The following is a 13487-nucleotide window of genomic DNA, read 5'->3' as shown; positions in this document are numbered from 1 at the left end:
GCCAGGACTTAGGGTAGCGCGGCCAAGCGTGAGACCAGCACCACCAGCTCGGCTTGCCGATGCGTGCGTGTCTTCTCGAACACGGCCTTGAGCTGTGTCCGCACCGTGGCAATGCTTACGTGCAGCTTCTGCGCGATTTCGTCGAGCGTCTTGCCCCCTACAAGGAGCAGCGTCAGCCGCGCTTCGGCCGGTGTCAGACCGAAGATCTGCTCCAGGCAGCTTGTGCCGGGCAGCGGAGTCGCGTCTAGGTCGATCAGGAGCAGTACCGAGTGCGGGCCGTCCTCGCTGAGCACCGGCACCGGCACACAGTTCATGATCAGCGGCCGCCGACCGTCGCGCTCGATAAGGATCCAGTTCTCGCTCTCAAGGCAGATGCGGGTTCGGCCATGGCAGAGTAGCTGCTTGACGATCTCGCGCCCGGAGCCGTTCAGGTCGGCAGCCGCGGCTTCATCCAACTCGAACATCTGCTGCAGGATGAGCCGGGCGCCGGAGTTTGTCGCCAGGATTTGACCGGTGGTGGACAGGATGATGCCGCCGCAGCCCATGCGGTCGAACACGCGCAGTAGGGGCATACCCACCAGCATCGTCGGTCGCTTCCCGCTCGCCTCTCCCCGCCGTCACTTGAGGATGATCGAAATCGAGTACATGACGAGTGAATACAATCTGCATCCCCCAAATAGGGTAAACTGTGCAGTGTCGGCACGACATTACCGAATCGTGCGTCCCATTCATGGAGCCCGGTGCGCCGCCCGAGCCAAGAAGGTCGGTACTCGATTGCACTTGTGATCGGCAGGGATGGTGGCCCCCCCTGTTCAGGAGGAAAATTTTCGGCGGCCTGTTCGGAGACCCCTAAGCCCAAAGGACCGTCGGCGCGATACCGGGTCTAAGATGAAGTGATGCTTTCTGGCTCAGACTGCGGCGCGGTCGGATTTGCGCAAAGGGATCTGCTCATGCCGAGCAGGTCGGCAGTACGGAGCGTGCTGACCAGGCAGACGTTGATACTGGTCCGCCGCGCTGCTGGTATGCAGTCAGGCTGCTCCTGCGTGCTCGTCGTGACGAACGGCGTCCCACGCAGGTTCAAATGCGGCTCGTAGTCGAGTTTGCGAAAGGCCTCCTCAGCGCTCGTCCGGTTCATCCCGCTGGGACAGTGCGGCCACCCGTTTTGTCAGTCGACGGTAGCTCTGGACGGCGGCGTCGACGCGGCCGGCCGCGCACTGCCCCTGAGCGAATTGATAATCGAGCAGCATCAATTTGAAACCGCCGCGCTCGAAAGCTGCGTTGCCGAGATTGGCTCGGCGCCGGATCTCGCGCTCGAACCAGGGAGTGACCTCGCCCGCCGCTGTCAAACACCGGATGAGGCGCGCCGGCGTGTTGCGCGCATGCGTCGAAGGCGGCGAGAGGAGCATCACGCCCCAGAATGCGGCGGTAGCGATGCCGAAGGAGAGTCCGAACAGACGCAGCCTTCCGTGCCTGCGCCGCTCGGGCCCTGCGATGCAGACCTGGGCTCCCGCGTCGAGCCTTGCGTCGTACTCGCCATCGCAGTGGGTGTAGTGGACGGATCCATCCGGGTGGCGGTAAGGAACAGGGTGCTGCAGCATGTGCGTACTCCGGAACCGGGATCGGGCGCAGACGCAAGGGACGCAACGGGCGCAAGACGTTGCTACAGATCTGCGGCGAGTGCTTCGTGAGCCATGCGGCTGATCAATACATCTCGCTTGGCCTGTCGAATAACGATGCGGGATGCAGCTCGCGCATTCGCCGCACGAAGCTCTCCTTTCGGGGCACCGTCGCGCAAGGCACGCCACGCCATCGCATGAAACCATTTTGCATTGGCGACCGCGGTCGCACGACGACCCGCGTAGCCGTCGATGAGCGCCGGTTTTTTTGATGCGAGCACTGCCATGCGTGCGAACCTTAATTCGAAAATTCGGAGAATTACAACATTCGGGCACTCTGGGCCAGGGTTATGAGGTTGTTAATACCTCATTCGGATGAAAGCCGCGAACTTCCAGGTGCGCAGCATCTCAGAATTGCCCGTTAGGCTTCTCCGCCATCAGCAACCTCGTCCGCGGTGTCGCGCGAGAACGCGGCAGCGGACGAGGTTGCTGGCATACGGACGGCCAGGGGCATGGGACGCGCCGCGGACGTCTCTCACGACCGACGCCGCTCAGGGTCAGCGTCCCTCGCCACCGAGCATCAGGCGCAGCGAGCGGGCAAGCTCGGCTCTGATCCCGACATCCCATCAAGTTTGCTCCGCGGCAAACCCTTGTCAGCGCACGTGGCGACGCCTCGTGGGGATCCCCGGGGCCCGATCATCCTACTATGCTTGGAACGAGCGATTACGCCGCGGCTTGGGTCCGTGCGGCGAGTTCGGGACCGCGTCGAGGTTTTCCGCCGGGCTGACTAGGCCTCACAGGGTGCTATCCGGCCGTGACTTGCAGCAGTCGCGGCACCTCGTGCGAAAGCTCGCGGGCCAGAAAGCCGACGGGGCCGACGGACGCGGCCAAGCGCTTGCCGGCCTCGCCGTGCAGGAACACGCCCCACAAGGCCGCGGGCAGCGGCGCCAGCCCGCGCGCGAGCAAGCCGACGACGAGGCCGGCCAAGACGTCGCCCGAGCCCGAGGTCGCCAATCCGACACCGCCGCCTTCGTAGAGCCAGCGCGAGCCTCGCGGATCCACGATCCAGGTTTGGGCGCCTTTCATCACCACCACCGTCCCGAGGAGGTCGGCAGCCGCGAGCGCCGCATCGAGTGGGTCCGCCTCCACCGCCTCCCGGCTCCGATCCATGAGCTGGGCCATCTCGCCGGCATGCGGTGTGATCACCACCCGGCCCCCATGCCGGCGGACGTCGGCGGCATGTTCGGCGAGTCCGCAGACCGCGGCCGCGTCGAGGATGAAAGACGCCTCAGGCAGCGCCTTCAGCAGCCGCATTGCTAGCGCGGTCGTCGGGCCGTCCTCGATCAGCCCCGGCCCGACCAGCAAGGCGTCGCAGCCCTTCGTCACCTTGAACAGGCATTCCGCCGAACGTTCGGCGTCCACGTCGCCCGCCGAGGTCTCGGGCAGGCCGACGACCATCGCCTCGGGCACGGCCAATCCCATGTTAAGAGCCGCGCTTTGTACCGTCGCGATCTTCAGCTTGCCCGCCCCGGCACGCAAGGTCGCGACCCCGGCGAGCAGGGCGGCGCCCGGTACGGACGCCGCACCCGCGAGCACCAGCGCGCTCCCGCGCTCGTCCTTGCTCCCCTCATGCGGCACGGGAAGCGGGTATGCCTTCAGGCTGTCCGCCGTGAGGGTCTCATGCGTCATCTGGCGGCCTCTTCCGCGTCGGGGTCGGCGGTGACCGGAGCACCGGCCTCGGCCACGGGCGCGACGAAGTTGTAGCGCTCCAGCGCGAGCTTGCCTGTGGTGCTTTCGACGGGCCGGAAAACGTACTCAGTAACGGAGCAATTGGCGACGTCGCCAGCGGCGTCGATGGCTAGGATCTCTGCTTCAGACATCTCTTCGATCAGGTAGCGCAGGCACAGCACCACGACCTGATGTGCGACGATGAGGACCCGTCTCTCGCCATGGTGCAGCGAGATCGTGTCCAGGGCGCTCCTGAGACGCAGGATGACGTCGCACCAACTCTCGCCGGAAGGCGGGCGGTGGTAGAACTTGCCCAAGCGCCGACGCATCTCGGCCTGCTCGGGATGCAGCTCCTCGACGCCGGTCCGCGTCAGCCGGTCGAGGATGCCAAGCTCTTTCTCGCGCAGCCGCTCATCGACGAGCGGATCCGGCGCATCCTGCGCCAAGCCACCGGTTGCGCGGATGCGGTCGGCGGTTTGTTTGGCCCGAAGGTAGGGCGAGGTCAGCACCGTGCCCGGGCGCTCGGCCGCCGGAAAGTCCGCGAACCAGCGGCCGACAGCATCTGCCTGCTGCTCGCCGCGTGCGCTGAGCGGCACATCGACGTCCCTTTCGGCGATGTCGATCCGCGCCAACCTCGCGCCGTGGGCGGCATCGGCCGCGACATTGCCGGCGCTCTCGCCGTGCCGCACGATCCACAACCGGCTCGGCCAGCGCTGCTGCATGGGTCGTTCGTCCTTCCGTCGCGTGCGCTAACGCCGGTTGCGCCTGCCGGTTCGGGGTAACGAGCTTGCGGGGAAGATGACGTAGTTGAACCGGCCTTTTGGGTGTTGGCCTCCCGCCGGCCGCGCCCATAGGCTGACAGATCACATCCAGCCATCTCGTTTCGAGCGCCGCATGTCGGCTTTACGGCATCTCCGGCCGTAACCAGACCTTATCAAAACCACTCACCCCAGTCATCTCAACGGGCCTACTGACGAGACTAAAGCTGGCCGAAAACGGCCGGTCCGCTGCGGAGGCGATCCGACGAAAAAGCAGACGCCAATTTTTATTCTATCATCGATGCGGAAGAAAGGCTGGGCGTGCGGCGCGCGCAGCTGAGACTATGAACTCTGCGGTAGTCTTGATTCGGTTGAGATGCGCCATGTCCGCATGCGTCAGCAACCAATACGTGCGGGTGATGCGAACACTTTCCGGGAGAAGGCGAACAAGGTCCGAGTGCCGGTCAGCCATGAAGCAAGGCAGGATGCAGAGGCCAGCCCCGCTCTTGGCGGCCGTCATCTGCGTGATGACGTTCGAGATGCGAATGGACGGCTGCAGGCCGGGCAGGGCCTCGGTAAAGTAATCGAGTTCCGGCGAGAAGACGAGTTCGTCGATGTAGCCAATGAACCGGTGCTGGTGCAGGTCGGACTTCCCCTCAGGCCGGCCGCAGCGGTCGACGTAAGCGGGCGCGCCGTAGAGGCCGAGTTCGTAATCGGCGAGCTTGCGGGCGTGGAGACGTCCGGTGGCCGGCCGCGTGAGACCGATGGCGAGATCGGCCTCGCGCTTCGAGAGGCTGAAGGCCCGCGGGGTCGCGACGAGCTCGATCGATAGACCGGGGTTCAGTGCCGAGAAGTCACTGATCCGCTCCGAGAGGCAGAAGGTCCCGAACGCTTCCGGCGCTCCGATTCGCACGGATCCCGTCAGGCCGATAGCCGGGTCGACCTGATCGAGCCAGATGCCCAGAGCAGCCCGCTCGATCGCCTCGGCCCGCGGCAGCAGGCGCTCGCCCTCCGACGACAGTCCGTAACCGGTCGGCCGCCGATCAAACAGCTTGGTGCCGAGAGCCGTCTCCAGCCGCGTGATCCGTCGGCTCAATGTGGTGTGCTCGACGCCCATATGACGGGCCGCTTCCGTCAGCCGCCCGGCGCGGGCCACAGCTAGGAAGGCCTGCAGATCGTCCCACCGGTGTGTCGAGCGCATCTGTCAATCCGTGAGCGTGCGTTGTGCAAAAATTGGCATAGACCTGCCGAAGCGTGTGCGCTTTTTTTCCCTTCATCCCGCGCTAGTCCCTGATTGGCGCAGGGAAGAGAGCGGCATCAGACCGCGACCAGGGAGGATGGTGCGATGGCGCGGGCCCTTTGCCGTGCGGCTGCCGCGTTCCTGCTCGGCTTCGGCACCGCCTCGGCGGCGGAGAAGACCGTCAGAATCGGCGTCCTCAACGATCAATCTTCGATCTACGCCGATATGGGTGGGCCGGGATCCGTCGCGGCGGCCAACCTCGCCGTCGAGGACTCAGGGCTGCGCCGGAAGGGCTGGACGATTGAGATCCTCGTGGCCGACCACGGCAACAAGGCGGACGTAGCGGCAACGATCGCCCGGCAGTGGTTCGACACGCAGAGCGTCGATGCCGTGGCCGACGTCACCAACTCGGCGGCGGCGCTGGCGGTAAGCCAGATCGTCCGGGACAAGAACAAGGTCATGCTCGCCTCGGGACCCGCCGTGTCGGACCTCACCGGCAAGGCCTGTACGCCGAACACGGTGCACTGGACCCACGACACCTGGGCCTTCGCCAACGGCATCGGCAAGGCGGTGGTAGAAACCGGCGGCAAGACATGGTTCTTCCTGACCGCGGACTTTGCCTTCGGCCACGCCCTGGAGCGCGACACGGAGCGCATGGTGCAGGCAAGCGGCGGCACGGTGGTCGGCCGCGTCCGGGCGCCCAACAACACCTCGGATTTCTCCTCCTATCTCCTACAGGCGCAGGCCTCGGGCGCGGAGGTAATCGGGCTCGCCAATTCCGGGGGCGACACCGTCAACAGCATCAAGCAGGCGGCCGAGTTCGGCATCGTCGGCTCGAAACAGCGGCTCGCCGGCCTCCTGATCTACGTCACCGACGTCCACGCGATCGGGTTGCAAGTGGCGCAGGGACTGTCGCTGGTCTCGCCGTTCTACTGGGACACGAACGACGGCACCCGTGCCTTCTCGGACCGGTTCGCGGCGCAGCGCGCGGGAGCGAAGCCCTCGATGGTGCAGGCCGGCGTCTACGCCTCGATCCTTCACTATCTCAAGGCCGTGGAAGCCCTGGGCGAGGCCGGCGACGGCGCGAAGGTCGTCGCGACGATGAAGGCGATGCCGACCGACGATCCCCTCTTCGGCAAGGGCACGATCCGCGCGGATGGGCGCAAGATGCACCCGATGCACCTCTACACGGTCAAGGCGCCGGCCGAGTCACGTTATCCGTGGGACTATTACGCCTACAAGGCGACGATCCCCGCCGAGGTCGCATTCCGGCCCATGAGCGAGGGCGGCTGCCCGCTCTTCGCCAAGTCCCAGTAGTCGATTCTTAGTGACGTCACGGGAGCAGAGAATGACCCGGATCGGCTTCATCGGTCTCGGACGTATGGGCATGCCCATGCTCCGCAACCTCGTGGCGGCGGGACACGAGGTCCAAGCCTACGACGTCGCAGAGGCGGCGCGGGTGGAAGCGCGGGAAGCTGGAGCGGAGATCGCCCCGAGCGCCGCCGAGACCGCGTCCGAGGTGAACGTCCTGATCTCGATGGTCCCGACCGGGCGCCATGTTCTGGAGATCCATACCGGGCCGGGCGGGACCCTCGCCCGGCTGCCGGATGGCGCCCTGCTCATCGATTGCTCCACCATCGCCGTGGCGGAGGCCCGAGCGCTGCACGCGGCGGGGGCGGAACGCGGGACCCCGGTCCTCGATGCCCCCGTCTCGGGCGGGGTCATGGGGGCACAGGCCGGCACGCTCACCTTCATGGTCGGCGGGGAGGCGCGCGATCTCGACCGGGCACGGCCGATCTTCCAGGCGATGGGCCGCAACATCTTCCACGCCGGGTCAGCCGGCAACGGCCAGGCCGCGAAGGTCTGCAACAACCTCCTGGCCGGCATCTCGATGATCGCCGTCTCGGAGGCTTACACGCTGGGCCAGCGCCTCGGGCTCGAGCCCGCGACGATGCGGGAGATCGTCTCGACCTCGACGGGGAGCTGCCATGCGCTGGTGAATTACCCCCCGGTCCCTGGCCTTCTGCCGAACGTCCCGTCGAGCCGCGAGTATCGAAACGGCTTTGCCGCCGAGCTGATGCTCAAGGATCTGCGACTCGCCGAGCAGGCGGCGATGGATACGAAGTCGAGCCTTCCGCTCGTTACCCTTGCGGCCTCCCTATACGGCCTGTTCTGCGGCAGCGGCTCGGGGGATCTCGATTACTCCGCCGTCATCCGCATGATCGAGGGCGCGCCGGCAGTCACCGCGCGCCCCTGAACCCGGCCGACGGAAGGAAACACCATGGCAGATCCGCACCGCCTACCGGCGATCCTCTCGAAGCAGATGCTGATCGGCGGTCAATGGCGGCCCGCCGTCTCCGGCCGGACCATCGTGGTCGAGAATCCCGGACGGCGCGAACCGCTCGGCGACGTCCCGAGGGGCGAGAAGGTGGATGTCGATCTGGCCGTCGATGCCGCCGCAGCGGCCTTCCCCGGCTGGTCCAGAGTCGCGGCCCGTGACCGCGGGCGGCTGCTGCTCGCCATCGGCGAGGCGCTTGAAGCCCGCCAGGAGGAGCTGGCGCGCCTCATCGCCAGCGAGACCGGCAACGCCCTGCGGACCCAGGCGCGGGGCGAGGCGCGCATGGTCGCCGATGCCTTCCAATATTTCGGCGGGCTCGCGGGCGAGTTGAAGGGGCTCACCATCCCCCTCGGCGAGGGCATGCTCAGCTATTCGCGGCGCGAGCCGGTCGGGGTGGTCGGCGCCATCGTGCCGTGGAACGCCCCGGCTCAGCTCGCGGCGCTCAAGATCGCGCCGGCGGTCTGCGCGGGCAACACCATTGTGCTGAAGGCCGCGGAGGACGCGCCGCTGGCGGTGCTGATGATCGCCGAGATCTGCCAGGACCACCTGCCGCCGGGCGTCGTCAACGCCGTCACCGGCTACGGCCAGGAATGCGGCGAGCCCCTGGCCTCCCACCCCCTCGTGCGGAAGGTGAGCTTCACCGGCTCGACCACGGTCGGCAAGGCGATCATGCGGGCGGCCGCTGACCGGCTCGCCCCGGTGTCCCTCGAACTCGGCGGCAAGAGCCCGTCCATCGTCTATCCCGATGCCGACGAGGACTGGGTGCTCGACGGCATCGTCGCCTCCATGCGCTTCACCCGGCAGAGCCAGTCCTGCACGGCGGGCTCGCGCCTGTTCCTGCATGCGGACATCTACGAGTCGTTCCTCGACCGGCTGGTTGCCCGTACCTCCGCGCTCAAGATCGGCGACCCCCTCGACGAGGCGACCGATGTCGGCGCGATCATCAACGAGCGTCAGTTCACCAAGGTCTGCGGCTACGTTGCAGACGGGCTGAGCCGGCCGGAGGCGCGGCTCATCACCGGCGGTCTGCCGCCGAAGGAAGGCCCGCTGACCCGGGGCTACTTCGCGGTACCGACGATCTTCGCCGACACCTCGAACGACTGGCGCCTCGCCCGGGAGGAGATCTTCGGGCCGGTCCTCGTGGCGATCCCCTGGCGGGACGAGGACGAGGCGATCCGCATGGCCAATGACAGCCACTACGGGCTCGCGGCCTACATCTGGTCCCGGGACATCGGCCGGGCGCTGCGGGCGGCCCACGCCGTCGAGGCCGGCTGGGTGCAGGTCAACCAGGGCGGCGGGCAGGCGCTCGGCCAGTCCTATGGCGGCATCAAGGAGAGCGGCATCGGACGCGAGATGTCGCTCGAAGGCATGCTCGACAGCTTCACCGAGACGAAGAGCGTGAACGTCAACCTGGTGATTCCGCTGCTCCAGACCGGCCGGTGACGACGGAGAGAGACTTGCGATGAACCTCTACCGCTTGCTGCGGGAGCGCCAGGAGGCAGGCCGGCCGGTGACGGTCGCCCTGATCGGCGCCGGAAAGTACGGGACGATGTTCCTGGCCCAGGCCCGCACGACGCCGGGGATGCAGATCGTCGCCGTCGTCGATCTCGACGTGACGCGGGCGGCGCGTCAGCTCGCCTCCTGCCACTGGCCGGCGGAGCAGGTCGCCGCCCGCTCCTGCGAGGACGCGCTCCGCACCGGCCGGACCTACCTCACGGATGACGCCGACGCGGTGATCCGGGCCGGAGGCATTGAGGTGATCATCGAGGCCACGGGCGATCCGCGCACGGGCATCCGCCTCGCCCTCGCGGCCATTGCGGCGGGCAAGCACGTCGTCATGGTCAACGTCGAGGCCGACGTGGTGGCGGGGCCGCTGCTCGCCCGGAAGGCCGCGCAGGCGGGCGTCGTCTACTCACTCGCCTACGGCGACCAGCCGGCCATCGTCTGCGAGCATGTCGACTGGGCCCGCGCCTGCGGCTTCCAAGTCGTGGCGGCGGGCAAGGGCACCCGCTATCTGCCGCGCTTCCACCAGTCGACGCCCGACACGGTGTTCGACAACCTGCCGGGACTGATCGAGATCGAGGACCGGTCCTCGATCAATCCGAAGATGTTCAACAGCTTCGTCGACGGGACCAAGTCGGCGATCGAGATGACCGCCATCGCCAACGCGACCGGCCTCAAGGCGCAAACGCAAGGCCTCGTCTTCCCGCCCGCGAGTCGCTTCGAACTCGCCGATGTGCTGCGCCCGAAGGACGAGGGCGGCAGCCTGGAATTTTCTGGGGTGACGGAATGCGTCTCCTCCCTCGCCCGGGACGGGTCGAGCGTTCCGCACGCCCTCGCCCACGGCACCTTCGTAGTGGTCGAGGCGGCGGAGGACAGCACCTACACCCGGGAGTGTTTTAGCGAGTACCACATGCTGCCCGACGCGAGCGGGCGCTATGCGGCGCTCTACCGGCCCATCCACTTCAGCGGCCTGGAACTTGGCATCTCGGCGGCCTGGGCGGCGCTGCTCAATCAGCCGACCGGCGTCCCGACTTGCTTCAGCGCCGACGTGGCGGCCATCGCCAAACGCGACCTCAAGGTTGGCGAGACCCTCGACGGCGAGGGCGGCTACTGCGTCTGGGGCCGGCAGGTCCCGGCGGAGATCTCTCTCGACGAGGGCTACCTGCCCCTCGGGCTGGCGCATCAGGTGCGGCTGGTCCGCGACGTGCCAATGGGCGCAGGCGTCCGCTGGGACGATATCACCTTCGCACCGGATGATCCCGTCGTGACGCTCCGCCGCGATATGGAAGCCGTCTTCGACCCGCGCCGGACCTGAGGCGGAGTCTGCCCGCTCACCCCGAGAAAGGACCCCACCGTGCCGACGCGCCGCGCCCTGCTCTCCGCCGCCGTCGCGGCGCCGGCCCTCATCCGGTGGGGAGGGCGGGCGGCGGCCGGGCGCGACCTGAAGATCTCGCACCAGTTCCCAGGGGGCTCGGACGAGGAGGGCGATTTCCGCGACAGGCTCTGCCGGAAGTTCGCCGCGGCGCTGCGGCGACGCTCCGAGGGCGCGCTTACGGGAACCGTCTATCCGAACTCGTCCCTGATGAAGACCAACTCCCAGTTTGCCGCGCTCCGAAAGGGCGCCCTCGACCTGAGCCTCTTCCCGCTCGCCTATGCCGGCGGCCAGATCCCGGAACTCAACATCGGGTTGATGCCCTGCGTCGTCGGATCCTACGCCCAGGGCGCAGCCTGGAAGACGGCGCCGGTTGGGCACAAGCTAACCGGGCTCCTGGCCGAGAAAGGGATCGTGATCGTGTCCTGGGTCTGGCAGGCGAACGGCGTCGTCTCCCGCGCCAACCCGATCGTCGTGCCCGAGGACGTGAAGGGTCTGAAGACGCGGGGCGGCTCCCGGGAGATGGATGTGCTGCTTCTCGCGGCCGGGGCCGCGACACTGCCGCTGCCCTCGAACGAGATCTACGCGGCGATGCAGACAGGGGCGGTGGACGCCGTCGTCACCTCGTCCACTAGCATGATCTCCTTCCGCCTGGAGGAGACGGGCAAGCACCTGACCACGGCGCGCGACCGCACCTTCCTCTTCACCTTCGAACCCCTGCTTATGTCGAAGGCGATCTTCGATTCCCTCGCGCCGGGCGAGCGCGACCTGATCATGGCTGCTGGCGCCGAACTGGAGCCATTTGGGACGGCGGGCTCGAAGGCCGACGACGACAGGGTCGTTGAGGTCTTTCGCAAGGCAGGGGGGCAGGCGCGGGATATCGATGCGGGCTCGTTTGAGAAATGGCAGGCGCTTGCCCGCAATTCGACCTGGAAGGACTATGCTGGAAAGAGCTCCGAAGCGGCCGAGTTGATGAAGCTCTCCCAGGATATTCCGGTCTGAGCCGGACTACGTAATAGGCGGGTTCGACATGACCGGACGGATTATCGCGGAGGTTACGGACTCCCGCGCGACACTCACGATCAGCCAGCCGGCGCGGCGCAACGCGCTGACCGTCGCGATGTGGGAGGATCTCGCGGAGCATGTCCGGGCGCTCTCCCGGAACGACGCCATGCGCTGTATCGTCGTCCGCGGCGCCACCACGGAGGCGTTCTCCGCGGGCGCCGACATCTCCGAATTCCACGCCGAGCGCGCGACCCGCGAACAGGTGGTCCGCTTTCACGAGGAGTATGTCGGCGGATGCCTCGGGGCGATCGCCGACTGCCCCGTTCCGGTCATCGCCGCGATCCAGGGCGCGTGCTTCGGGGTCGGCCTGGAAATCGCGGTCGCCTGCGATCTCCGGATCGCCGCGCAGGATGCCAGCTTCGGAGCGCCGGTCGGCCGCATGGGCTTCCCGCTGGCGCTGGGCGAGACCGAAGGTCTGTTCCGCCTCGTCGGGCCATCCGTTTCAGCGGAGCTGTTGATCGAGGGGCGCCTCTTTGATGCCCGGACAGCCTATGAGAAGGGCTTGGTGTCCAGGGTCGTCGAAGCAGAGGGTTTCGAGGGCGCCATCGCTGAAGCGGTCGACAACATCTGCGCCAGCGGCATCCTGGCGGCCCGGTCGCACAAGCGTCAGATCCGACGGCTAATGCGGGATGCTACTCCCGTGACGCGCGCGGAGAGGATGGAGGTGTACGGCTTCGCAGAGAACGAGGAATACAGGCGTGGCGTCGAGGCGTTCCTGGCCAAGGCGGCCCGCCGGGTCCGCTGAGCCACTGAATGATCATCAATAGGCGCGCGAGTGTCAGCGGGCGTTCCAGTCGATCATGCGCACCCCATCTCCCTCGCCGTGTCTCGAACGAGAGACAGCAGCAGTGTGCGCTGAGCGGTGACGATTTCACCCAACGAGCGGTGCGCGGAAGGGCAGTTGAAGGTAAAGTTTTCAGGTCCGCTTCCGGGAGCGTCGTAATTCACGTTTAGTGGCGGCAACGGGCGCACTGCTGTCGGGCTGGTTCTGAAACCCCTCGACACTGACGTCGAGGGGCCAGACGCTCAAATCTCAGTTCCTTCGGCCAGGGTCAGAGCATCCTCGACGTCCACACCGAGGTACCTGACCGTGCTCTCGATCTTGGTATGGCCGAGCAGGATCTGAACCGCCCGCAGGTTGCCGGTCCGCTTATAGATCAGAGACGCCTTCGTGCGGTGGAGGGAGTGGGTGCCATAGTCCTCGCTACGCAACCCGATGCCCGTGACCCACTCATCGACCAAGCGTGCATACTGCCGGGTGCTGATGTGCGTGACGCCGTCGAGCCGGCTCGGGAAGGCATAGTCGTCGAGCGTTCCACTCCTGGCTTCCAGCCATGCCAGAATGCTGATTCGTGCGGGTTCGAGCACTTCGAACTGTACCGGCCGGCCAGTCTTGCGCTGGATGACGATGGCCCGGCTGCGGACGCGGCCACCGCTGACGAGATCGCTGATCTTGAGCTTGACGATGTCGCAGCCACGCAGCTTGCTATCGATGGCGAGGTCGAACATAGCCCGGTCGCGTATGCGCCGTTCGCGGTCGAGCCAGAACCGGATGGCCCAAACCTGCTGAGGCTTTAGGGCGCGCTTGGCGCCGAGTTTGCGGCCAGCGTTCCAGGCCGGTCGCCCTTTCGTGGCGGGATCGTGTGCTGAGTGTCCCATCGCCTGTCTCCTCGTCGGCCCATGCCGACGAGGCGATAAGAGACCCGAACCGAAGGTGCGGAGAGCTGGCATATGCGGACGTTCCGCTGGGCGCCCGAAGCGGTCCTACGGCTTGCGACCCATGCCAGCCGTACAGACAGGTGTAGGTGCATCCCAGAAGCAGCCATTCACCTGTCGTCTGGCGACTTCGGCTCGGACAGAGAAGCTC

At 66.8% G+C, this 13487-nt stretch carries 13 protein-coding genes; 6 read left to right on the top strand and 7 right to left on the bottom strand.

Annotation, left to right across the window (positions count from 1 at the left end; all coding sequences use genetic code 11):
• Positions 1–8: 8 nt before the first annotated feature.
• The 6 genes from ACQKQD_RS26080 to ACQKQD_RS26055 all read right to left on the bottom strand — a co-directional run bounded on the left by ACQKQD_RS26080 (position 9) and on the right by ACQKQD_RS26055 (position 5303).
• Positions 9–584, bottom strand: coding sequence for a helix-turn-helix transcriptional regulator (locus ACQKQD_RS26080; protein ID WP_427509965.1), 576 nt, complete (start codon positions 582–584; stop codon positions 9–11).
• Positions 585–1115: 531 nt separating this feature from the next.
• Positions 1116–1598 carry a hypothetical protein gene (locus ACQKQD_RS26075; RefSeq protein WP_427509964.1) on the bottom strand — a complete coding sequence of 161 codons (483 nt, stop codon included), beginning with the start codon at positions 1596–1598 and terminating at the stop codon, positions 1116–1118.
• A gap of 62 nt (positions 1599–1660) precedes the next feature.
• A complete protein-coding gene (locus tag ACQKQD_RS26070) occupies positions 1661–1903 on the bottom strand; it encodes a hypothetical protein (RefSeq protein ID WP_427509963.1) in 243 nt (80 codons plus the stop codon).
• A 517-nt stretch (positions 1904–2420) separates the two neighbouring features.
• A complete protein-coding gene (locus tag ACQKQD_RS26065) occupies positions 2421–3305 on the bottom strand; it encodes an NAD(P)H-hydrate dehydratase (protein WP_427509962.1) in 885 nt (294 codons plus the stop codon).
• A complete protein-coding gene (locus ACQKQD_RS26060) occupies positions 3302–4066 on the bottom strand; it encodes a histidine phosphatase family protein (RefSeq protein WP_427509961.1) in 765 nt (254 codons plus the stop codon). Before ACQKQD_RS26060 ends, ACQKQD_RS26065 begins: the two co-directional genes overlap by 4 nt.
• A 331-nt stretch (positions 4067–4397) precedes the next feature.
• On the bottom strand, positions 4398–5303 hold the full coding sequence (locus ACQKQD_RS26055) for a LysR family transcriptional regulator (RefSeq protein ID WP_427509960.1): 906 nt from the start codon (positions 5301–5303) through the stop codon (positions 4398–4400).
• A 144-nt stretch (positions 5304–5447) separates the two neighbouring features.
• Between ACQKQD_RS26055 and ACQKQD_RS26050 the strand changes: the two genes are divergently transcribed.
• The 6 genes from ACQKQD_RS26050 to ACQKQD_RS26025 are packed head-to-tail and all read left to right on the top strand — an operon-like array spanning position 5448 to position 12365.
• Positions 5448–6659, top strand: a complete 1212-nt coding sequence (locus tag ACQKQD_RS26050) for an ABC transporter substrate-binding protein (protein ID WP_427509959.1) — start codon at positions 5448–5450, stop codon at positions 6657–6659.
• A gap of 10 nt (positions 6660–6669) precedes the next feature.
• The gene (gene mmsB / locus ACQKQD_RS26045; RefSeq protein ID WP_427509958.1) at positions 6670–7599 is read left to right on the top strand and encodes a 3-hydroxyisobutyrate dehydrogenase; all 930 of its coding nucleotides are present in this window, start codon (positions 6670–6672) and stop codon (positions 7597–7599) included.
• A gap of 24 nt (positions 7600–7623) precedes the next feature.
• The gene (locus ACQKQD_RS26040) at positions 7624–9123 is read left to right on the top strand and encodes an aldehyde dehydrogenase family protein (protein ID WP_427509957.1); all 1500 of its coding nucleotides are present in this window, start codon (positions 7624–7626) and stop codon (positions 9121–9123) included.
• 19 nt (positions 9124–9142) lie between these two features.
• Positions 9143–10498, top strand: a complete 1356-nt coding sequence (locus tag ACQKQD_RS26035) for an NAD(P)H-dependent oxidoreductase (RefSeq protein WP_427509956.1) — start codon at positions 9143–9145, stop codon at positions 10496–10498.
• Positions 10499–10537: 39 nt separating this feature from the next.
• Complete coding sequence (dctP, locus tag ACQKQD_RS26030; RefSeq protein ID WP_427509955.1) at positions 10538–11557, top strand: TRAP transporter substrate-binding protein DctP; 1020 nt, start codon at positions 10538–10540, stop codon at positions 11555–11557.
• A gap of 28 nt (positions 11558–11585) precedes the next feature.
• Positions 11586–12365 (top strand): enoyl-CoA hydratase/isomerase family protein, encoded by a 780-nt coding sequence (locus ACQKQD_RS26025; RefSeq protein WP_427509954.1) that lies wholly within the window; start codon positions 11586–11588, stop codon positions 12363–12365.
• A gap of 281 nt (positions 12366–12646) precedes the next feature.
• On the opposite strand, the gene ACQKQD_RS26020 is transcribed toward ACQKQD_RS26025, so the two are convergent.
• Positions 12647–13279, bottom strand: coding sequence for a tyrosine-type recombinase/integrase (locus ACQKQD_RS26020; protein ID WP_427509953.1), 633 nt, complete (start codon positions 13277–13279; stop codon positions 12647–12649).
• Between the last annotated feature and the right edge of the window lie 208 nt (positions 13280–13487).

Source organism: Methylobacterium sp. NPDC080182 (assembly GCF_050281105.1).
Classification (GTDB): Bacteria; Pseudomonadota; Alphaproteobacteria; order Rhizobiales; family Beijerinckiaceae; genus Methylobacterium.
This window is presented reverse-complemented; position numbering and strand designations above follow the sequence as displayed.